Annotated in this window: 22 protein-coding genes; 6 read left to right on the top strand and 16 right to left on the bottom strand. The window is 41.4% G+C overall.

The features are described from left to right. Positions 1-358 precede the first annotated feature (358 nt). The 3 genes from M3180_RS00215 to M3180_RS00205 form a co-directional block, all read right to left on the bottom strand. A complete protein-coding gene (locus tag M3180_RS00215) occupies positions 359-1135 on the bottom strand; it encodes a creatininase family protein (RefSeq protein ID WP_251665209.1) in 777 nt (258 codons plus the stop codon). 107 nt (positions 1136-1242) lie between these two features. Further along, on the bottom strand, positions 1243-1731 hold the full coding sequence (gene folA, locus M3180_RS00210) for a type 3 dihydrofolate reductase (RefSeq protein WP_251665208.1): 489 nt from the start codon (positions 1729-1731) through the stop codon (positions 1243-1245). A gap of 10 nt (positions 1732-1741) precedes the next feature. Then, on the bottom strand, positions 1742-2698 hold the full coding sequence (locus M3180_RS00205) for a thymidylate synthase (protein WP_251665206.1): 957 nt from the start codon (positions 2696-2698) through the stop codon (positions 1742-1744). 192 nt (positions 2699-2890) lie between these two features. Here M3180_RS00205 and thpR point away from each other — a divergent pair, with 192 nt between their 5' ends. The 4 genes from thpR (at position 2891) to M3180_RS00185 (ending at position 4631) form a co-directional block, all read left to right on the top strand. Next, on the top strand, positions 2891-3445 hold the full coding sequence (thpR, locus tag M3180_RS00200; protein WP_251665205.1) for an RNA 2',3'-cyclic phosphodiesterase: 555 nt from the start codon (positions 2891-2893) through the stop codon (positions 3443-3445). 106 nt (positions 3446-3551) lie between these two features. Further along, complete coding sequence (locus M3180_RS00195) at positions 3552-3752, top strand: spore coat associated protein CotJA (protein WP_251665204.1); 201 nt, start codon at positions 3552-3554, stop codon at positions 3750-3752. Between the two features lie 18 nt (positions 3753-3770). Then, positions 3771-4037, top strand: coding sequence for a spore coat protein CotJB (locus tag M3180_RS00190; RefSeq protein ID WP_251665203.1), 267 nt, complete (start codon positions 3771-3773; stop codon positions 4035-4037). 24 nt (positions 4038-4061) lie between these two features. After that, complete coding sequence (locus tag M3180_RS00185) at positions 4062-4631, top strand: manganese catalase family protein (protein WP_251665202.1); 570 nt, start codon at positions 4062-4064, stop codon at positions 4629-4631. Positions 4632-4957: 326 nt separating this feature from the next. Here the strand turns inward: M3180_RS00185 and M3180_RS00180 are convergent, their stop codons facing one another. The 5 genes from M3180_RS00180 to pdhA form a co-directional block, all read right to left on the bottom strand. Further along, positions 4958-5458, bottom strand: a complete 501-nt coding sequence (locus tag M3180_RS00180; RefSeq protein ID WP_251665201.1) for an acyl-CoA thioesterase — start codon at positions 5456-5458, stop codon at positions 4958-4960. Positions 5459-5605: 147 nt separating this feature from the next. Next, on the bottom strand, positions 5606-7027 hold the full coding sequence (gene lpdA / locus M3180_RS00175; protein WP_251665200.1) for a dihydrolipoyl dehydrogenase: 1422 nt from the start codon (positions 7025-7027) through the stop codon (positions 5606-5608). Between the two features lie 3 nt (positions 7028-7030). Further along, positions 7031-8308, bottom strand: a complete 1278-nt coding sequence (locus tag M3180_RS00170; RefSeq protein WP_251665199.1) for a dihydrolipoamide acetyltransferase family protein — start codon at positions 8306-8308, stop codon at positions 7031-7033. Between the two features lie 77 nt (positions 8309-8385). Then, positions 8386-9363 carry an alpha-ketoacid dehydrogenase subunit beta gene (locus tag M3180_RS00165; protein ID WP_251665198.1) on the bottom strand — a complete coding sequence of 326 codons (978 nt, stop codon included), beginning with the start codon at positions 9361-9363 and terminating at the stop codon, positions 8386-8388. Between the two features lie 19 nt (positions 9364-9382). After that, on the bottom strand, positions 9383-10450 hold the full coding sequence (gene pdhA, locus M3180_RS00160; RefSeq protein ID WP_251665197.1) for a pyruvate dehydrogenase (acetyl-transferring) E1 component subunit alpha: 1068 nt from the start codon (positions 10448-10450) through the stop codon (positions 9383-9385). A gap of 280 nt (positions 10451-10730) precedes the next feature. Between pdhA and M3180_RS00155 the strand changes: the two genes are divergently transcribed. Then, positions 10731-11468, top strand: a complete 738-nt coding sequence (locus M3180_RS00155) for an alpha/beta hydrolase (RefSeq protein ID WP_251665196.1) — start codon at positions 10731-10733, stop codon at positions 11466-11468. A 325-nt stretch (positions 11469-11793) separates the two neighbouring features. On the opposite strand, the gene M3180_RS00150 is transcribed toward M3180_RS00155, so the two are convergent. Then, positions 11794-12276, bottom strand: a complete 483-nt coding sequence (locus tag M3180_RS00150; RefSeq protein WP_285855539.1) for a low molecular weight protein-tyrosine-phosphatase — start codon at positions 12274-12276, stop codon at positions 11794-11796. A 186-nt stretch (positions 12277-12462) separates the two neighbouring features. Between M3180_RS00150 and M3180_RS00145 the strand changes: the two genes are divergently transcribed. Next, complete coding sequence (locus tag M3180_RS00145; protein WP_251665195.1) at positions 12463-13104, top strand: thiamine diphosphokinase; 642 nt, start codon at positions 12463-12465, stop codon at positions 13102-13104. A 159-nt stretch (positions 13105-13263) separates the two neighbouring features. Here M3180_RS00145 and M3180_RS00140 read toward each other — a convergent pair whose 3' ends face one another. The 7 genes from M3180_RS00140 to M3180_RS00110 all read right to left on the bottom strand — a co-directional run bounded on the left by M3180_RS00140 (position 13264) and on the right by M3180_RS00110 (position 22797). After that, positions 13264-14307: a glycoside hydrolase family 88/105 protein gene (locus tag M3180_RS00140; RefSeq protein ID WP_251665194.1), complete on the bottom strand. Its 1044-nt coding sequence runs from the start codon at positions 14305-14307 to the stop codon at positions 13264-13266. A 67-nt stretch (positions 14308-14374) separates the two neighbouring features. Continuing rightward, on the bottom strand, positions 14375-16039 hold the full coding sequence (locus tag M3180_RS00135; protein ID WP_251665193.1) for an extracellular solute-binding protein: 1665 nt from the start codon (positions 16037-16039) through the stop codon (positions 14375-14377). 45 nt (positions 16040-16084) lie between these two features. Beyond that, complete coding sequence (locus M3180_RS00130) at positions 16085-16948, bottom strand: carbohydrate ABC transporter permease (protein WP_432806897.1); 864 nt, start codon at positions 16946-16948, stop codon at positions 16085-16087. 51 nt (positions 16949-16999) lie between these two features. Next, positions 17000-17923: an ABC transporter permease gene (locus M3180_RS00125; protein ID WP_251666320.1), complete on the bottom strand. Its 924-nt coding sequence runs from the start codon at positions 17921-17923 to the stop codon at positions 17000-17002. A gap of 322 nt (positions 17924-18245) precedes the next feature. Continuing rightward, complete coding sequence (locus tag M3180_RS00120) at positions 18246-20516, bottom strand: helix-turn-helix domain-containing protein (RefSeq protein ID WP_251665191.1); 2271 nt, start codon at positions 20514-20516, stop codon at positions 18246-18248. A gap of 145 nt (positions 20517-20661) precedes the next feature. After that, on the bottom strand, positions 20662-21435 hold the full coding sequence (locus tag M3180_RS00115) for an MBL fold metallo-hydrolase (RefSeq protein WP_251665190.1): 774 nt from the start codon (positions 21433-21435) through the stop codon (positions 20662-20664). A 24-nt stretch (positions 21436-21459) separates the two neighbouring features. Beyond that, positions 21460-22797 (bottom strand): ABC transporter substrate-binding protein, encoded by a 1338-nt coding sequence (locus M3180_RS00110; protein WP_251665189.1) that lies wholly within the window; start codon positions 22795-22797, stop codon positions 21460-21462. Positions 22798-22916: the final 119 nt, after the last annotated feature.

Genomic DNA, 22916 nt, shown 5'->3' with positions numbered 1-22916 from the left:
AGTTATACCAATATGCTACCATTCGAGCTGTACTTTCCGTAATGGATTATCACCATAATCATTTGCACTATTTGCACTAATTTAATCAGGCGACTTAACGAGATAATTTGTACTAAAACACATATTTATAGCAATGTCACAATAGCTGAACTCGACCACATCCCAATGATATCAGTACTTATCAACAATTTTAACAATGTACACAATCAAATCTGAACATATATTATACCTATTCACTTGTAATATTCGCACGATTTCTAAACTCCATCAATCGAGTTTAAATTGCATAAAAGAGCTTATCGATTGCCAAGCAAGAACAATCAATAAGCTCTTTAGATTTACATTAACTATTCACTTATTATGGATTATATAGCTTTACTACATTTGTATAGTTCATCGTTCGCTTGGGCCATGACAGTGTTGATAACTCGTTCTGCAGCTTGCTCCCCACGAGCGATAAATTACTTTCAATTATTCTTTTGCCTTCTTCCTTCGACGTAGCACGAGGATCATCTCCCCAAATCCCTACCATCGTCTCATCTGACAGTTTTTCAAGATCAACAAGCTCTGAATATAGTCCTAGCATTAGCGATGTTTCATTAAATGCTGCATGATCGGTCATTATCCCTTCATTGCCTTTTCCACCGAGCTGCCAAAGCTCAAATAGCTTCAAGTCAAACTGCTTCTCGAATTTAGGTATAAACTTCCTAAAGATATTCGTGGAAGGACCATGTCCATGCGCTACGACAATCTTGAAACCGGCACGTGACAAATTCTTTAGCGTTGCTTCCAAAATATTTATAAATAATTCATCTTCGATATAATAAGCTGAACCATCTAATTGTTGAATGCTTTCTCGCTCAAAGCTATGAACATCCATCCCAATATAGTCGAATTCCTCTTGACTAATCTTCGTATCTGGACCAAGGAACAACGTCGGCAATACAATGCCGCCTATTCGTTCAGCCAATGCCTTGAAGAATCCTTTTGATTGTAAACTATCTGACCCTAACGGAAGATGCAATCCATGCCATTCCAATGTACCAAGTGGAAGGTACGCTATAGGACAATGATTCAATCGTTCAAGAAATTCATCGGGTCTCATTTCTTCATATAGAACATTATTCTTTTGCACAAGCGAACCCTCCAAACCGATGATGGTTGTAAGAGATACCTCTCTCCGTTCATCTAGCATACATGAACTTAATGAGATCGTGGAAAGGAAAAATTTACTTTAGCTCCTTACTTTACACGATCATAGACGCATATCGTAAAGCTGTATTTATTTTTTTCATCACTCTCTACGAATTCAGAGCTAGTAAGCGTAAATTCCTGCTCGTCAAATTCAGGGAAGTACGCATCCGCATGTGCAATATCAACCTCTACCTTCGTTAAGTAAAGACGATCAGCGATAGGTAAAAACAGCTCATAGATTTCTCCCCCGCCTGTAATCATTAACTCTTCATCCCCATACTTTTGCAATGCCTCTTCTACAGTATGGACAATCTCACAGCCTTCAATATGCAGATCCTGTTGTCTCGTTAGTATGACATTGCGTCGGTTTGGCAGCGGTCTTCCTAGCGACTCATAAGTTTTTCGTCCCATCACGACTGTTTTATTAAGCGTGGTGCGCTTAAAATGCGCGAGTTCCTTAGGTAGATGCCACAGCATTTGATTATTGGCACCGATTGCTCGCTCCCTGCTCATCGCAGCAATTAATGAAATGGTCATGTTTCTCCTCCTAGACTGCTACAGGCGCTTTAATCGTCGGATGCGGGTCATAGCCCTCTATCGCCAGGTCCTCAAGCTCGATATCAAATACAGAGGTCTTGTCCGTATTCAACACAAGCTTAGGCAATGCACGCGTCTCTCTCGACAGCTGAGTTTGTATCTGCTCCACATGATTCAAATAAATATGTGCGTCACCAAGTGTATGAATAAAATCCCCAACCTCAAGTCCACATTCATGTGCTATTAAATGCGTTAGAAGCGCATAGCTTGCAATATTGAATGGTATGCCAAGGAAGATATCACCACTGCGCTGGTAAAGCTGACAGCTTAGCTTGCCGCCCGATACATAAAACTGGAACATCGTATGGCAGGGTGGCAACGCCATGCTCGGTATATCCTCAGGATTCCAAGCAGAAACAATCATTCTACGTGAGTCTGGATTGTTTTTAATGGTATGAATAACATCTGCAAGCTGATCGATCACATCGTTTCGTGTTGTGCGCCATGCACGCCATTGCTTCCCATATACGTCACCAAGCTCGCCATATTTCGCTGCAAACTCATCCTCATTCAGCACTCTTTCCTTAAATATAGCAAGCTGCTCCTCATAGCTGCGAGCAAACTGCTCGTCGCTTTGTGAGCGTAGACCAAAGTTCGTCATGTCAGGGCCATTGTATTCACTGGATTCCACCCAGCGCTTAAATGCCCATTCATTCCAAATGTTATTATTATTCTGAAGCAAATATTTAATGTTCGTATCGCCTTTAATAAACCAAAGCAACTCACTTGCTACAAGCTTAAAAGGAACACGCTTTGTCGTTAATAAAGGAAAGCCCTCTGCAAGCGGAAAACGCATCTGATAGCCAAACATAGAGATCGTGCCTGTTCCCGTTCGATCTTCCTTGCGCTCTCCTTTCTCCAAGCAATCTTTTAACAGCTGGAGATAGGCCTGTTCACTAGTTTGCACATTATTCACTCCTAAATTTGTTTCATTTTTCGAGTTAATTCATTCGAAACATTATACCATATCACGACTTAGAATCCTATCACCACCGCGACAACGAGAATAACTGTATACATAGCGGAGATGCTAACGATATCGACGCTGCAGCTCATTCGATCTGCTGCAAACTACACGAAGTATTGGGGGTACATATCAATGAATAAACAACAATCATCACGACTTTTTATCGCGGTACCCGTGTCTCAACGCGTAACGAATACGCTGTCTGATTGGGTACAAGGACATCAGCAAAAGCTTCCCTTTCGGAAATGGACACATCCCGCTGATTATCATATCACTCTGCAGTTTCTAGGCGAGACTTCACCACCCGTCATCAATAAGCTTATCGAAACGCTTCAGCATGTAACATTTGAACCATTTTCACTATCGCTTGGTCAAATTGGCGTCTTCGGTCAAAAAGCCTCTCCGCGTATCTTGTGGGCTTCCGTTGTTGATTCCACTCAAGCTCTAAAGGAGCTTCAGCGACAAATTGTAAAGAGAACAGAATTAGCAGGCTTCGAAACAGAAAAACGAGAATTTAGAGCTCATTTGACCCTTGCACGAGACTATCGAGGTGATCGCAGCTTTCAGCTATCTGACATTTCCGATCAGCCTGATGCTAGCTCGTGGGAGGTGAATCATTTTACCGTCATGAAGTCGAATTTAAAAAGCACGCCGATGTACGAAGTGGTGCACACCTTCCATGTCTAAGCTTCATAAAAAATTCATGCTGAAATCATGTTTTATACAATGTTTTCAGCATATTCACTCGTTTCTGCTACATATGGTTAAATAGTAACGATGAAAGGAGACTTCTATGAGCGATCAAGTTCGGTATTTTGAAGTTTTTGCGGGTCCTTTCGACCCGTGTCCACCTATTGGGTACAAGAGCTTTCAGGTTCCCCCTAACCACTTTATAACGTTTCAGCCACCGAATCTTCCACAATTCCAGCCTTATGAAGCATTAAAGCTTGGCACACTATGGCAGCCGTTGTACAGCCCATATGGCAGTCAGTAAAGGAGTTGATCAGTTACGATGAGCATTCAGCTTGACGAAGCCTATTACAGCCTGCTTCACGAATTGCAGGCCATTGACTTTGTCTTAGTCGAACTACAATTATACCTCGATACCCACCCGAACGATGCCGCAGCACTCCAGCAATTTAACCAGTTTGTCGAATTACGCAAACGTGTAGTCCACCACTATGAAACAACCTACGAACCATTACTACAATTCGGACGCAGTAATATGCCGGTAAGCAGCTGGCAATGGATTGAAGCACCTTGGCCTTGGCAGGTTTAAAGTTAATTTGACTGGAGGTTAACTATGTGGATTTATGAAAAAAAGCTGCAATATCCTGTTAGAGTTAGCAAATGCGACCCTATGATGGCAAAGCTGCTCATGGAGCAATATGGAGGGGCTGATGGTGAGCTTGCAGCTGCCCTTCGCTATCTTAATCAGCGATACACCATCCCTGACAAAGTAATCGGGTTACTTACCGACATTGGTACCGAAGAATTTGCCCATTTGGAAATGATTGCAACGATGATCTACAAGTTAACGAAGGACGCTACACCAGATCAATTAAAAGCAGCCGGCCTAGGCCCGCATTTTGCTGCACATGACAGTGCATTATTTTACACCAATGCCAACGGTGTACCGTGGACTGCCTCTTATATTCAAGCCAAAGGTGATCCGATTGCGGATTTATATGAGGATATTGCTGCTGAGGAAAAAGCAAGGGCTACCTATCAGTGGTTGATTGATTTAACAGATGATGTCGATCTACAAGATAGCTTAAAGTTTTTGCGGGAGCGTGAGGTTGTACACTCCCTACGTTTCCGTGAAGCGGTGGAAATTCTTAAAGAAAAGCAATCAGAGAAAAGGTTCTATTAACATTATTATTTTAGGTGCTTATTCAGCTTTATTATCATTGTTGTTATTGTTATCTTTTTATCTATTAAGCTCCATCATTGGAGCTTTTTTATTTGTCGGATTGTTAAATAATGAGCATTACTCACCCAAGCAGCTCATATGGTCAAGCCGTATACTTTATCATATTAGCTTTGTCAGTAAAATATGAATAGAAGCAACCCATTGAAGCTGAGGTTACTGTTGAACTCAGTTAAGTTCAGCACTTCATAGAAAGTTTATCTTATCTATCAATAAAAAATCGTTTGTCTCATTACAAACGATTTACTATAAGATCTATTTATTTACTGTTATTCCTCACTTGCATCCGCTTGTTTACGCTCCTGCCTTCTCTTTCTTCTTGCCTCGTGACGCTCTGGTGCGCTAGCAAACAGCTTTTTCTCGAGCTTTGTTTCTGGCTCAATCTCTGCGATCGGAGTTGGTCTGCCGTCCTCGCCAAGCGCTACAAACGTAAAAAACGCTTGAACATTTTGCTTCTTATCTCCACTATTCAAATTCTCACTCGTTACGGTTACATAGATTTCCATAGAGCTGCGATGTGTCCAAGATACAAACGCCTTAACCTCAATTACTTCACCGATCATAATCGGAGCTAGGAAGTCAATACTGTCCATTGATGCGGTTACTGATCTTGTACGCGCATGACGCATAGCTGCTATCGCTGCAGCCTTGTCCATATATTCCATTAATCTACCGCCAAACATCGTATCATAATGGTTCGTGTCAGACGGAAAAATAAGCTGGGTCATTAGCGTAAAGGAGTCAGAAGGCTTCTTTTTTTCATTAAGCATGAATACGTTCACCTCTTCATTGTATTTATGTATTTTCATGAGGATAGGTTCGTCTTAACGTAATAAAAAGGCTTCAGGCCGTCTATGCAATGCATAAACAGCCTGAAACCAATAGAATCAACCGATTGGACTAGCTTTTCGATTGAATTATCTTTTTTTAGCAACCGCATGGATCGGATGTCCAAGTAGCATTTCAGCTGCATCTAGAACGATCTCACCAAGCGTTGGATGCGCATGGATTGTAAGAGCGATATCTTCAACCGTAGCACCCATTTCGATTGCAAGAGCAAGCTCAGCAATCATATTTGAAGCTTCGATACCAACGATTTGTGCACCTAGCAATAAACCAGTGTCAGCATCGCCGATTAATTTAACAAAGCCTTCTGTAGCGTTCAAGCTCATTGCACGGCCGTTAGCACCATAGTTGAATTTACCAACTGTAATGTTAAGACCTTGAGCTTTTGCTTCAGCCTCGCCAATACCAACGCTGCCGATCTCTGGATCAGAGAAGCAAACAGCTGGAATTGCTTTGTAGTCAACAGCAGAAGCTTCACCAGCGATATGCTCAGCAGCAACGCGGCCTTCATACATCGCTTTGTGTGCAAGTGCAAGACCAGGAACGATATCACCAATTGCATAGATATGCTTATGGTTTGTACGTCCGAACTCATCAACCTTAACAAGACCACGATCAGTCATCTCGATGCCGATTAGGTCAAGACCTAGCTCACCGTCAGTGTTAGGACGACGACCAACTGTTACTAGCAGGTAATCTGCAGTAACAGATTCTTCTTTATCGCCAACAGTATATGTTACTGTTACATCTTTATCTGTTTGAGTAGCGGATTTAGCTTGCGCTCCAGTAATAAGGTTAGCACCTTTACCTTTGAATTTCTTAGCAACAACTGCAGAAACGTCGCTATCGAAACCAGGAAGAATTTGGTCAGAGCCTTCGATTACTGTTACTTGTGTACCGTAGTTAGAGAACATTTGGCTAAGCTCGATACCGATATAGCCACCACCGATAACTACGATGCTTTTTGGAATTTCAGGTAGAGACAATGCACCTGTAGAGGATACGATGCGTCCGCCAAATGGGAATGCTTTAAGCTCAATTGGACGAGAGCCTGTAGCAATGATACAGTTTTTGAAACGATAACGAGGAGCTTCTGCATCGTTAAATACGCGAGCTTCGTTTTCGTTAATAAACATTACTTCGCCGTTGAAATATTCAACTTTGTTCGCTTTAAGCAAACCAGCTACACCGCCAGTAAGATTAGAAACGATTTTGTTTTTGAACTCTTGTACTTTGTTCCAGTCTACTTTTGGTTTGCTGATTTCAATACCGAAAGTTTCTGCGTGTAATGCATTCTCATATTGATGAGAAGCAGAGATCAAAGCTTTAGAAGGGATACATCCAACGTTAAGACATACACCACCAACATTTGCTTTATCTACACAAAGTACTTTTTGACCAAGCTGTGCTGCACGAATTGCTGCAACATAACCACCAGGACCAGCACCAATGACTAATGTATCAATATCGAGAGAAGCGTCTCCTACTACCATATGTTACACCTCCATAATGAATAGCTCAGGCTGTGCCAAAAGCTTTTTAATGTGGTTCATGAAGTTTTGTGCTGTCGCGCCATCGATTAGACGGTGGTCAAAGCTTAGAGAAAGCGCCATAACTGGTGCTGCTACTAGCTCGCCATTGCGTACAACAGCTTTTTCAGAGATACGACCTGTACCAAGAATAGCAACCTCTGGGAAGTTAATAACAGGAGTAAAGAACATACCACCAGCAGAGCCGATGTTAGAAATTGTAATCGTGCTACCTCTTAGCTCGTTAGCAGCAAGCTTACCATCACGACCACGAACAGCTAGATCTTTAATTTTGTCTGCAATGGCAAACAAGTTTTTACGATCTGCATCTTCAACTACAGGAACAATCAAGCCATTCTCTGTATCTGTCGCAATACCAATATTGTAGTATTTACGGTAAACAATCTCTTGGTTTGCTTCATCAAGCGTAGAGTTCATAATTGGGAACTCACGGCATGCAGATACAAGAGCTTTTACGATAAATGGCAGATACGTAAGCTTAGAGCCACGTTGTTCTGCATATGGTTTGTATTTTGTACGTAGAGCAACTAGCTCAGTTACGTCCACTTCATCCATAATGGTTACATGAGGTGCAGTGTATACAGATTTAGACATTGCGCCTGCAATAATTTTACGGATACCTTTGAATGGAACGCGTTCTTCTGGACGATATGCATCGCCAGATGCAACTGGAGCTGCCGCTGCTGCAGGTGCTGCTGCTTCTTGAGCTGCTGGTGCCGCTGCTGCAGGTGCTGCACCGTTAAAGCCAGCAATATCTTCACGAGTTACACGGCCATTTTTGCCAGTGCCGGATACTTGTGTAATATCAACGCCTTGCTCACGAGCGAATTTGCGTACGCTTGGTGTTGCAAGCACTACTGCAGATTCAGCCGCTGGAGCTGACGCTGCTTCTTGAGCTGCTGCTGGAGCACTAGATGCTGCCGGAGCTGACGCTTCTTCCTTAGCCTCTTCAGCTGGAGCACCAAAGCCTTCAGGAATTTCACCTTCAGCTTCAATAATCGCAACAACCTCGCCAACTTTTTTAACGTCTCCGTCCTTCATTAGAACTTCAACAACTTTACCATTAACAGGACATGGAACTTCAACGACTGCTTTATCGTTTTGAACTTCCATAATAATGTCATCATCGGTTACGGCTTGACCTGGAGCGATCAATACCTTAACAATTTCACCTTCGTGAAGACCTTCACCTAGTTCTGGGAATCGGTATTCGAATTTAGCCACCGATATTTACCTCCTTGTAGTACAGCCTGCGAAGCGCAGGCTGTCACAGTTCATTCAATTTCAGTATGTCATTGCTCTTAGAAGTTTATTACTTTATTAACTGCATCAATAATACGAGCTGGAGTTGGAAGCCATTGATCCTCGATTTGTGCGAAAGGATAAACAGTATCCGGGCCAGCAACACGTAGAACTGGTGCTTCAAGATGTAGAATTGCATGCTCGTTGATTTGTGCAATAATTTCTGCAGCTGCACCAGAAGTTTTTTGAGCTTCTTGAACAACGATGCAACGATTTGTTTTTTGGATTGATGCAACGATCGTATCGATATCAAGCGGTAGCAACGTGCGAAGGTCGATAATTTCAACATTTACACCTTGTTTTTCTAGTTCATCAGCAGCTTTTTTAGCTGTATGAACCATCATACCGTAAGCAAGAATAGTTACATCCTTACCTTCTTTTACAACGTTTGCTTTACCAATCTCAACTGTATATTCACCTTCAGGAACTTCATCACGGAATGCGCGATATAGGTTAAGATGCTCCATGAAGAATACTGGGTCGTTATCACGAATTGCTGAGATCATTAGACCTTTAGCATCGTATGGGTTAGAAGGAATAACAACTTTAATACCAGGTGTTTGCAATGCTAACCCTTCAAGAGAGTCTGTATGAAGCTCAGCTGCTTTTACTCCACCGCCGAATGGTGTACGGAATACGATTGGAGAATTGTAGCGTCCGCCTGAACGGTAACGCATACGAGCTGCTTGAACGAACATTTGGTCAAGCGCTTCAAAGATAAATCCAACGAATTGAATTTCCGCAATTGGACGAAATCCTTGAATACCCATACCAACTGCCATACCAGCAATTGCTGATTCTGCTAGCGGAGTATCGAATACACGATCTTCGCCAAATTCTTTTTGTAAACCTTCAGTTACACGGAATACACCGCCAACATGACCAACGTCTTCACCGAAGATGACAACATTAGGATCACGTGTAAGTTCAATGCGCATCGCATCGCGAATTGCTTCTAACATATTCATTTGTGCCATTGTCGATTAATCCTCCCTATTACTCGAAATCAGCTTTTTGAGCTTCCAAGTGCTGCGGTGTAGTTTCGAACATAGAATCAATAAGACCAGCAACCGTCATTTTTTCTGTTTGCTCAGCTTTTTTGATATGTTCTGCAACAGCTGCTTTTGCTTCTTCTTTTACGCGAGCTGTATCTTCTTCAGTCCATAGACCTTTTTTCTCAAGGAATTTGCCGAAGCGAGTAAGTGGATCAAGCAATGCTTTTTCTGCTTCTTCTTCTTTCGTACGATATTTCGTCGTATCATCTGCAAGAGAGTGCGGACGATAGCGGTAAGTAATTAGCTCAAGCAAAGTTGCTCCTTCACCTTCGTAGCCGCGTTTTGCAGCATCTTGTACTGCCTTAATAACTGCAAGTACGTCCATACCGTCAATTTGCTGACCAACAATACCAGCTGCAACAGCTTTATGTGCAACAGAGAGAGCAGCAGTTTGTTTGGAGTAAGGTGTTGTGATTGCATAGCCGTTGTTTTGTACAACGAAAATTGCAGGTAATTTGAACGCGCCCGCAAAGTTCAATGCTTCGTAGAAATCACCTTCAGAAGAACCGCCGTCACCTGTATAGGTAATTGCAACGCGTTTCTCGCCTTTTTTCTTGAATGCCATCGCAACGCCCATTGCATGAAGCACTTGCGCGCCGATAATAATTTGTGGCATAAGCACGTTTACGTCTTCAGGAATTTGACCACCATGTTGATGACCACGAGAATATAGGAATGCTTGGTAAAGCGGTAGACCGTGCCAAACGATTTGTGGCATATCACGGTAACCTGGGCAAATAAAATCTTCTTTATTAAGTGCAAACTCACTACCAATCATGGAAGCTTCTTGACCAGATACTGGCGCATAGAAACCTAGACGACCTTGACGACCAAGGTTGATTGCACGCTCATCCCACGTACGTGTGAATACCATGCGGTACATAATTTCCTTTAATTGATCGTCAGTAAGTTCTGGCATGTACTCTGGATGTGCTACATCCCCTTCTAGTGTCAGAACGGATAGCGGTGTAACCGGCTCAGTTTGAACCTCATATGGCAATTTGCTCATTGAGAACGCTCACCTCATCTTAAAATATTTGAAAATTGTGTGTCTCTGTTATAGAATTATTATACCGCTGTTTATTACGTTTGGTCAAAGTAAAAAAGGAGAAATGTCGCTAATTTTAGCGAATTCTCATCTTTCAAGCCCAAAGTTGTAGTATAACAGCTACACAATATCAGTATAACAGCATGATACAAAGCTGTTTTTTGCAATCATTTTACAGGACATCTCTTATTTTACCTATTCGCAAGCTTTCCATACTACATTTTAAAGGAGATTTTCACTCATGACGGACAATCGCTTTCTTAAGCGCACCATTCTTAAAAGCACGATTAAAAGCAAGCATTTACCTGAAGGTGAACGAAACCTACGCATATATTTACCGCCAGGCTATAATGAGGTTTTAAGCTACCCCACCATCTATTGCCAAGACGGTGAAGATTTTTTTAATTTTGGAAGAATCGCTACTACAGCTCAGCAGCTTATCCTTGATGGTGGCATTGAACCATTCATTATAGTAGGCGTAGATGTAGATAAGTCGGTACGTACGGAAGAATATTCTCCTGACGGTACTCGTCACCAGGCTTATGTTGACTTTTTTGCTCAGGAGCTTGTCCCCTTTATTGAAAGCAACTATCCAGTTCGAGCAGATGTAGAGGAACGAATTCTAGCAGGTGATTCATTAGGTGGGACGGTTTCGCTACATATTGCACTACAGCATCCAAACCTATTTACGAAAGTAATGAGTATGTCTGGCGCATTTTATGAAGCATCGCTACAGATCGTAGCTGCTTCAGGAGATTTGGATTGGCTGAATATATATATGATTGTTGGCCTGCAAGAAGAAGCTTTTGAAACCGATCGTGGTGTATATAATTTTGTAGAGCTTAACCGAAGCATGCACAAGCTGCTTCAGGAACGTGATGCTACGATTCATTATGAAGAAAAAGACGGTAAGCATCAATGGGGCTTTTGGCAGAAGGAAGTGCCGCAGGCAATACGTTATTTTATACGTGAATATTAATACCGAAGTTTCGGCTTTGATGACGATGCGGTTTCGTTGATGTTTACTCGACGGTGAATATGGGGTTCAACCGAAAGGTTATGCTTCCGTAGTATGTTTTCTATGAAAACATTTCAGCTCACGTACCAATTACGTACGCTGCGCTTCTTGTTTTCTAGCTTCACTCCATCTTCTTGGTCCTGAAAGCCAAATCGGCTTTGATGGCATGAGATTCATTGAAGTTTACTCGACGGTGAATGGAGTTCATTTGAATAAACGAACAAAAGGAGTGTAACAGCGCTGCAATGTCTCTTAGCTGTTACACTCCTTCTTTATGCCAATATGTTTACTGAAGCTGTTGCTTTATTTCATTAAGCAATGTACGACAGCCCTGTTTTACGAGGTCATACACTTCATCAAAATTACCAGTGTAATAAGGATCCGGCACCTCTGTTACATGTGCTCCCGTTACTAGGCTCATAAAGGTTATCACTTTACCATGAGCGCCATCCCCTACCGAGCTACTGAATACACTTTGAACATCCTTTAGATTCTGATTATCCATACATACGATGTATGTAAAGTCATACAAGTCTTTGGCTGCCACTTGTCTTGCCTTCATTCCATTATACGATATCTGCTTTTCATCGAGCAGCTTACGCGTGCCTTCGTGTGGCGGTTTGCCAATATGCCAGTCGCCAGTCCCTGCCGAATCCACCTCAATAAGATGAGACAGCCCTTCTTGCTCCACATAGTGTCGCATAACCGCTTCAGCCATTGGAGAACGGCAAATATTGCCCAAACATACGAACAAAACCTTCTGTTTCAACGTATACCCTCATTTCATCATGAATAATAATTAAGATCGCATCTACTCTACTATAGCGAATTGTTAGTCCTTATTCAATGAACATCATATACTTCTAGTTGTTTGTGATCCAACATCTTGATACGATAGAATAAGTAGAAAGTGATCTGATTATACATATGCAGTACATATAGAAAGGAATTTGTGATGAAAGAACTTGTCATAGCAATATGTAGCGGCGGAACTTTAGGTGAATGGGCTATTCCCTACATTAAAGAAGCTAATTATGTTATAGGCGCTGATCGCGGCGCACAATTTCTAATAGAGCATGGCATTGTACCTAACATCTCTTTAGGAGATTTTGATTCAGTCAGCAGTGAGCAAGTAATGACGATCCAGCGTAATAGTAAGCAATTTATTGGATTCGACGCCATTGATAAGGATTATACTGACTCTCAGCTCGCTTATATGCACGCGCTTGAGCAAAAACCGAATAAAATAATATTCGTTGGAGCTCTCGGCAGCCGATATGATCATTCGCTTGCTAGCATTCAGCTCTTAGAGCTATCGCTGAAGTATAATATTCCATCAATGATTATCGATCAACACAACACAATACAACTTATGAATGATACATTAAACGTGTCACGTAATGGCTATCGCTATGTGTCACTCATTCCTTATTCTGAGGAGGTCACTGGTATTACACTGCATGGCTTTAAGTACCCGTTGACAGATGCAACACTAACAAAGGGTCATTCGATCGGCATTAGTAATGAGCTCCTCACTGATCAAGCCACAGTAAGCATTAAGAGTGGCAAGCTGCTCGTTATTCAGTCTAACGATTAATACAGCTTACGAATAATTCAATTTTTGAGTAATGCAACAATAAATGAAGTACATTGCAGCATGGCCTCTGGAATATGAACAGCAAAGCAAAAAGCCAAGGTAGCTTTATAGGCTCATGGATTAGTCCATGTCTATAAGCTCACTTGGCTTTTTTGCCTCTTACTCTACCTTCTCTTTCTTTTGCCGCTCCGCAAGCGCAGTTAGAAATGCAAGCGCTAAGCCTTGGCCCCAACCCTGAGCCCACTTTTTAGGAATGTTTAGATAGCCTTCAATATCATTCATTACAGCCGTTCCTGCTGATACATTGAGGACCCTTCCGTTCTCCGTTATATTGTTTGCCATGCCATCAAGAGTCAGATTAATATATTTGCCGTGCAGTGGATTTCCATTCATGACCATTGCAGCAGCTATCCCTGCAGATGCGGAAACCTCACCGTAGGAAGGCCCGTAATCCAGTACGGTTCCCCAAAGTCCATCTTCCCTCTGCAATCGTTTTAAAGTGGCTAATTGATCTCGAAGTGATGAATCAATATGCATATACGGTGGATACAGATAAGGCTGTGGAAGCACTTTACCGACTCTTGACATCGTATACGCTGCCCAAGCATTAGCGCGTCCCCAGAACATTCCTGACATGTGATCCTTATTCACATGATTATAGCCGTGATACCACAGTCCAGTTTTCTCGTCCTGCAGGAAGTTAATATGCCAATAATATTGATGAAGTGCATCTTCAATTAACGATGAATCGTTTAACATCACTCCAACGCGCAGCTGAAAGTAAGCCGCCATAAATAAAGTATCCGCCCAGCATTGCTCAGGGAAATCATTATTCGCAGAGACGGTATGCTGAAGCACTCGATCAGCAAATCGTAGTGCATGGTTACGAATATAATCGATCTTGCTTAGAATCAGATCCAGATACTTCTGTTCGTTGGTATGCTGATATAACGTAACAAGCATATGCCCCATTGCACAAGTATTAACGGTCCATGTCGGTAATCCTGCCTCGATGTATTCATCGCACCAAGCAGCCATTCGATCCAAATAGCATTGTTCCCCTGTCACCTCGAATGCACGGCTAACACCATAATAGGCTACTCCGCATGGCCAATCCCAGGTTAGATCCATGTTCAATGTGTAGTCTACAACGCGATCTATCGTCGTCTTAAGCTCAGTTGAGTCCATTGCCAATTTCAGCATGCTCTACCTCCAATAATAACCAAAGCCCAAGCAAATGCATGGGCTTTGGAAATGATGAATGTTGATCCTATCTAAAGTTGCCTCTATCAATAATTTCTTGTTTTTCGTCTAAAATCTCTTGATAGCCAGCATCTAGATACGTTTGTTTTGCCTCTTCATATAGCTTATCGAACTGATCCTCTGGTGCAGTTGCAACTTTAATATACAGCTCCTGGAACAACTCATTCAGATCAGCTTTATATTCACTAACTGTTTCAACAACCTCTGTGAACAATGCATCCGGTGTGCGGAATTCAGCTGTTTCTTCGTAATATTTAATGAGATCCTCAGCTAAGTATTCATAGCCAACGGGAGCCCAGTTACGAATTTGAGCCTTTCTGTTAATCTCTGGATCATCATATAATTGAGTTTCGATAACTAGCGCCCAATAGTCTTTATTGTTGTTTAAGGAAAGCACAGACTCTCCTTCAAAATCTGCATTGCGAATAGCTATACCGTCCGAATCAATCGTATAGTTCTCTCCTTCAACGCCATTTTGTAGGAAGAATAAATTATCTGGCTGACTCATCCACTCTAGGAACATCCAGATAGCAATACGCTCAAGCTCAGGCGTTTCATAGTTAATTCCCATAATGAAACCAAACGGCCAGTAGGCACGTCCTTGCGGTTTTAAGCCTTCAGGTACACCTGCATATGGTGGAATAACAGCAAATTCAGCCTCAGGATTATTCGCTAGCGTAGCAGCGATAACGTCGGAGTTGCTAGTTAGATAGCTTCCGAACGTACCTGTGCGACCTGCAACAAACTCTGCTTTCGCTTTGTTTTCATCATCTCTTAGATAGAATTCACGATCAATTAGACCATTATTGTATTGATAGTTTAAGTTTTTAAGCCAGCGCTCTGTTGCTACAGATGTAAAATCAGCGATGGATAGATCAGAATATAAAGCGCGATCTTTTGCATCAATCGGCCAATCACGGAATGCATAGTTGTAATTGAAGTTGTTACGAGTAAGTGTGCCACCTAGTACACCTAGACCTGCTTCCTTCCACTTCACAAGCATTTCATTATATTTCTCTAATGAGGTTAGATCTTCAACCTTCATACCAACCTTCTCAACCCAGTCTTTGCGAATTAAGCTTACAAAGTTATCTGCAGAAGGACGATCTGCGTAGAAGAAGATCTTCTCATCATTGATAATACCGTATTGCTCGATTGTATCCCCTAGATTCCCCCAATAGGTTGGAGCATAATTTTCAATTTCTGCCCAGTCGATTGGCTGCAATACGCCTTCGCTATAATAAGCAATTTGCTGCGGCATATCGTAATGGAAAATAATATCCGGAGCTTTATGTGCTGCTAGCAGCTGTTGGAAGTCCTGTACTTCGTTAGAACGAGAAATTGGTACGTATTTCACCGTAACATTGTATTTATCGCCAAATTCTTTTTGAATCCATCTTGTGTAATAGTTATCTGCTACGTTCCAGCCTTCAAACGCACGATCATAAACGGGAATTTCAATCGTAACGTTTTCTGGAAATCCATTCGAATAGTCTTGAAAGCCGCCCTCATTCCCCTCATTCGTGGATGCTGTAGGCTGTGACGAGTTATTCGAATTTTGATTCGTATTGGAAGGAGTATTCGTGTTGTTGTTGTTTTTACTGCATGCTGCTAACACACTTAAAACCATCATCAACGATAATAAAACTATTGCAATCTTTTTAGATTTCATAGTAAATTGCCTCCTCGTTTAATATAATCTTACCCATGTCACCACTTACTCTTTTACAGCTCCAAGCATGACACCGTTAACAAAGTATTTCTGAATAAAAGGATAAACAATAATGATTGGCAACGTTGCAAAGATGACGCATGCTGCTTTCAGTACTTCAGGATTAGTAAGCTGCACTGACGTCGATTCAAGCTGAAAGCTTTCAGATGCCGTTACCACCATGTAATACAGCTTTAATTGTAGAGGGCGTAAGTCTATGTTCTGTTTAATGTAAAACAAGGCGTCCTGGTAAGTATTCCAGCGACCAACTGCATAAAACAATGCCAGCGTTGCAATGATTGGCTTAGAAAGCGGCAGCACGATGTTGAACAGTACTCTAAAATGACCCGCTCCATCGATCCGTGCCGATTCTTCTAGGCTGACTGGTATCGAGCTATATATAGCACTTCTCATAATTAAAAAGTTAAATGCACTAAATGCAGGTGGAAGAATTAATGACCATAACGTATCTAACAGACCAAGAGAATTAAGAAGCATAAACTCAGGGATTATTCCACCACTGAAGATAAGCGTAAATACGAACATGAACGTAATGAATGAACGTCCTTTTAACTGTCTGCGAGAAAGCGGATATGCAGCACAGATCGTAACGATAAGTCCAAGTATCGTAAACGTAATCGTCACAAAAACCGAGACGTACAGTGAGCGAATGATCGAAGCATCAGCAAACACTTTGCTATACGCTTCGAACGTAAATCCCATTGGCCAGAGCAATACTTTATTGGCAAGCACATAGGAATCCTGACTTAGTGACTTTGCTAAAATATGAATTAACGGTAATAAACAGGCTAGCGATGCTAGGGCAACCACAATATTTATGATGACATCCCATGCGTCATAGCGTTTCATGCCTTTAACCGTCGTTAGGTTGCTAGATGCTTTCATCTCATGCCATCCTTTCTACAATAAGCCGTTCTCACCAAGCTTTTTCGCAATACGATCTGCCAGTATTACGAGAATAAGCCCGATGACTGCTTGGAATAAACCAATTGCAGTAGCACGACTAAATTGTCCAGATTCTATACCCCAACGATAGACAAGCACTTCGATAGTCGTTGTATATTCTGTCGTTGCCTTATTCGCAAGTGCGTACACTCGTTCAAAGTTGCCTCCCATAATTCTACCTAAATTCATAATTAGCAAGGTTACAATTGTCACCCGTATACCTGGGAGCGTAATATGCCATATTTTTCTCCAGCGCCCAGCACCATCCACGTATGCAGCCTCATACAGCTCTGGATTGATCGAACTAATGGAAGCCAGATAAATGATTGTGCCCCAGCCCATACTCGCCCACACACCTATGAGCAAGTAAGACATTAGCCAATGCAGATCTTCCTGCAGAAATGGTATTCGGTTACCGCCAAGATTCTCGATAAGATTATTCACTAAGCCATTACCTACACTAAATAGCTGATAGGCTAATGCACTGATAATGACCCAGGATAAAAAGTGTGGTAAGTAGAGCAACGTCTGATTTACACGCTTAACCCTTACGTTTTTAATTTCATTAAGTAATATGGCAAGTAAGATCGGTGCTGTAAAGCTTAATATAAAATCTAACGTATTAAGCAATAATGTATTTCTGATAGCACGACCAAAATCTCTTTTTGCAAAGATCTCCTGAAATACCTCAAATCCAACCCATTCGCTATCCCAGAAGCCTTTCGCGATCTTAAAGTCTTTGAAGGCGATGACTAAACCAAACATCGGAAGAATCTTAAACACAAGTACGAAAAAAATTGGAACTAATAGCATTAAATAAAGCTGATTGTCACGCTTTAAATAATAGAGAAAACTACGATTGTCAGAATCACGTTTCATTAAAGCGTTTACAAGTTTCACATCTACACCTTCCCTCCTTTTATTACATCCCCTTTTCAATTTTCAAACCTTCATTTCTAGGAAAACGTCTGATTGATCGGAGAAGCTGATTCTCATATTAACCGCCCTATTAAGTAACGTAAATTGTACGTTTTGATTATGTTTATCAATTTTGACAGTGCCCGCAATCCCTTGATGCACAAGGATTTTCTATCTAGCAAGCACGTGTTTCGGTGCAGCCTGGCATATGCTATACATGTAGCTTAGCAAGCAGACTGCACCTATGATACAAAGGAATCAGTATTGTTCATTCTAATCAAAATCAACCATTAAGCTTCGACGCTTTGTAGCTGCTTGGTGTAATCCCCTCGAATTTTCTAAAGAATCGATTAAAGCTTTGAATGTTGTTATACCCAACCTCTGCTGCAATTTGAGCGACATTCAGCGTTGTTTTAACGAGTAACTGCTTTGCCTTTTGTATTCGTTTTTGATTGATACACTCCATTAAGCTTTTTCCGGTTAGCTCATAAACAATTTTTCGCATATACGAATAGCTGATGCCAATTTCTTTTGCCATATCTTCAAACACGATATCCTCTTTATAGTGTTCATCTAGATATGCAAAGATTTTTTCTAGATAGCCTACCTCATGACAGCTTTGGTCAACATACAGACTAACCTCTGCGAATAGCTGCTTAAAATATACGTCTAGCTCATCTAATGTTTCCATTGAAGCCATAACCGAATAGATATTTCCACGATTAGCGAAAATAGCTGAAGTATTGATGCTTTTCTCATTAAGATGCTTGATCATGACACCAAACAACTGATTATAAATAAATAATATATTGTCATAGGAAATATACGTTGCCGCTTCAATCTGCTTACGGATGAGATCCAGTTCCTCTGTTATGCTGCTAAGATCTCCGGTATCGATGTAATTCACTATTCTTCGCTCACTATTGCTCGGGTAAATATACTTATTATTGACTCGTAACTGCTGCTTCGAAAAGATTAAACGTCCATTCCCCTCAATCATTCGATGCTTTACAAGCTCTAGTGCTTGTAGCAATTGACTAGAAACGTCCGATAAAGCTTCGACAGTATCGCTTATGCCTATCGTTACAGTGTGACCAAAGTTCTCCAAGGCAGCAGCTTGTATGTTATGCAAACTGCTTAGCAGCTCTTCTTGCTCCGCAGTATGATAATTCATGACAATCGCAAATCTGCCCTCTCCATAATTAACGCTTCGTATACGAATCCTGCTTGAGCTTAGCTTCTCAATCTGCGCTATGAATAAATAAAAATGGTAGGAGCGCGTTTCTGGACTTGTTTTATTAATGTATTGACTATATTGATCAAGTGCAGCAACTGAGATGTGATAGTTTCTCTCGGGAAGCATCTCAAGCAACAGCTCTTTCTTTTTTCGATCCAATGCTTCACCTTGCAATAATTGGTGAATCGCAAGACTGTATGAATCCTGCTCTTGTTCCTTAATAAGCAGTGTAAGCTTTTCTTCCTCATCCTGCATTTTCCTAAATGCGCTTCCAAGGAAATCGAGCTCATTTTTCCCTGCAGCACTAGAGATGTTACGTGCACGAATATGCTTAGTTAGTTCTCGCAAAGGCTTAGACAGCCATGTTGCTAGCAGGACAGCTAGAACGGAGCCCACTAAAAAAATGATGATAGAAAAGATAATCATTCCGTGCTGAACTGAACGAGTTTGAGACATTAGTGTATCCATAGAATAGGAATGAATATATAACCAATCATTTAGATTAGAGGTGTTCCAGGTATACAGAAGTCGTTTCCCGTCTACTTCATTAAATTGATAGCCTTGTGCGGCACCTGTCTTTATCATTTCTGAAATAATTGGGATTTGTGTCACATCAGTGAGCAGAGCTGATTTATCGTTATGCGATATGATCGATTGCTCCTTCAAATCAATGAGATAGTAGCTGCTATCCTTTTGATTCGACGCATCCATATACTGAGCGATTTGTGATTCCTTTAAATTAACGACGAGCATACCCTTCGTTGAAGTAGATAAACGGTTAAGCGGTAATATATAAGAGAAGACCATTTCATTGTCAGCTAGCATGCGCGGAGTCCAAACCCCGGATATACCATCCTTCTGAAGTAATGCTTCATCGATCCATTTGAGCGATTCATATCGCTCGAGCATTGTAATCCCTTTATCTGAGGAGACGATATAATCAGCATCCTGTAAATAAAAAAACGCAGAATATATTCCTTCATTGCTTCTTATTAATCGCTGAAGATCCTTAAGCAGTGATAGACCAATTTCTACGTTTGTATAGTTTTGATTCAGTTGTTCGTAGGTTTTATAGTGACGGAGACGATCAAATATATTAGAAGAGGCTAAGCGGATCGTATCTTGAGCAATATAATTTAAAGCGTTTTCATTCAGCTCCCTATTCGATTCCAAGCTATCCAAAGAAGACTCTGCTATAGCTTTTTCTGAATAACCTAAAATTTGAGTACCACTGTACCACGTTATTATCGTCGTAGGAATCAACATCACACAAAATAAAATAAACACGAGCTGCAGCATCATAGGAAGTCGTTTCATCACACATCACCCTTCTTCCATTGTTATTGCACATTTAAAATTTCAAAGCGTTATCTTTGTGTATATTGATACTAGTACAATCTAATGATAAGCCGATTATTGTAACTTTCAACAGGCAGTAACGATCGCTACTGCCTGTTGAGAATTACAATGATAATTTCAAGCCTGTTTTAGCATAATGAACATGCTGCGGTAACAACTCAACATGACGTACATCAATATCATGTGACATATGTGTAATCCAAAGCTCTCTTGGCTTCCACACCATTGACCTTTCAACAATTTCGGTTACATCGTAAAGTGAACGTGTTTCGAATGGATGAGGTTCTTTATAGAAGCTCGCACCTATAATTAGCATATCCACGTTATATAGCAATTGCTGCTGATCTTCAGAAAGTGCGATGCAATCTGGACAATAAACGATACTTTTTCCGAATGGACGATGATCGAAGCGAAAAGCATAGGAATATCCATTGCGTCCATGATTAACTCTCCATATCCGTAACTGCCAGCTGCCTAGCATTAGACCCTCATCTAGCGAGTTAAACTCAATCAATCCTGAGAGCCAAGGAAATCTTGCCTCTATCTCTTGTAAAACCTCTGTTGCAGCATACAGCTTTGGCTTTACTTTCGCATAACGACACTGATCATACCATTGAGGCAGTCCGCCAATATGATCATAGTGAGCATGTGTAATGAGCATTCGTGACACTACTCGCTGCTGTGCTTGCTCCATCTGTATGTGCCAATCTGGTCCACAGTCGATCCATATCGATTCCTCATCCTCTATACAAAGCTGAATGGACGGTCGGTATCTTCGGTTTACACCGGATAACCGCGCCTCCTCACAAACGTCACATTGGCAATAAATCCTTGGAACACCTAACGCATCACTCGTTCCATGAAATACAATATCCATTTCGTTAACCACTCCTTCTCGTTGCTAAAACCCATTACTGCTCTCATTGTTTAGCTTTAAGATTGCATTAGCTTTCATACGGAATGTGCTCGCTGCTTCTTCTATCGATATTTGTTCATATTCCATCTGCTCCCACAGCTCTCTTAGTGTATCAATAATTTCAGCAGAGCCAACAGGATCGACCGGATCACCTGGCGAGCTGTTCTGTTCTGCCCAGTTTACATAATCCATAACCTGTTGCTGTGCTGCTGTTAGATAAGGTTTAATACTTTCTTGAACAACGGATGAAACCGGCACTCCTCGTTCACCTAGTATGAGCCTGTTCGCTTCAATGTCATTTACCCAAAAATCTATAAATTTTGCAGCCTCTGCTTTAACCTTTGAGCTCTCAGCAATCGAAAAAAACATACTGGATTTTAAGAACAGAGCTTGCTTCATATTCGGCCCCAGCATCGGTGCAATCGCCATTGTACGATTCGTAGCCTGCTGCGTCGCCACATACTGATTGGACCATTGCCATATTCCAATCTGCTTACCTTCCGATAAATAATTGTCCGAGAAGCCTTTAATTGCTGCCTTCTCCTCTGAGGTAGGTGTTGCTCGCGAATGGACAAGACGTACAAGTCTTCCAAAGAAATCAACAAAAAATGCATCATCTTCATAGCCAAGAGCTGTCCCCGTTGGATTGTAAAGGGTTTCACCGTTTGTGCGTAAATAGTAGGCGAAAAAGATTTCTGGACGCATGCCATCATCAAAAAACACGCCTGATTTTTGTGCTTGTAACGCTATCCGCTCATAATCATCCCATGTCCATCCTTCTGGTATGTGACCAATACCCATTCGATTCAATATCTCAGGGTCATATTGAAACCCAAGTACATTGATACCGAGCGTCATCCCATAATTTCCGTTGTTGTATATCCCGGCCTTCAAAATATCATCATTGATATTCGCAGTATTTATTTCATTCCCGAAGTATGGATTAAGATCGGTCAGGAGCTGTTTACCTGCATATTGTGCATAATAGCTTGTATCAATTTGAAGAAGATCTGGCAGCTCACCAGCAGCTGCTTGTGGCGCCATTATTTTCCAATAGTCATCGTAGCTTGCATATTCTTCTATATCAATCGTGACATGCTCATTCTTTTGCTCGTACAGCTCTACAACCTGTTTCGTATATTCATGACGGGCATCCCCACCCCACCAGGCAATTCGAATCGTAACAGGCTTTAGCTCTTCACTACGATCAGCTATTCCTCTTAGCTTCGAAGGTGTTACACTGCCAACACTAAAACTAATAGCCACGATGAGAGTGAGCAGAACGCCGATTGCGACAACTACTGTCTTTTTTGAGTATTTCATCCTGACTCCCCCTTACGTGCAGACTGCTCCCTTTTAATAGGCTTGCATTATTATTATATTTTGTCAGTGCGTTTACTGAAATATAAAAAACCGATATGTTTGTTAAAAAAACAGAGGAG

It is taken from the genome of Paenibacillus camelliae, assembly GCF_023715345.1.
GTDB classification, from domain to species: domain Bacteria; phylum Bacillota; class Bacilli; order Paenibacillales; family Paenibacillaceae; genus Pristimantibacillus; species Pristimantibacillus camelliae.
This window is presented reverse-complemented; position numbering and strand designations above follow the sequence as displayed.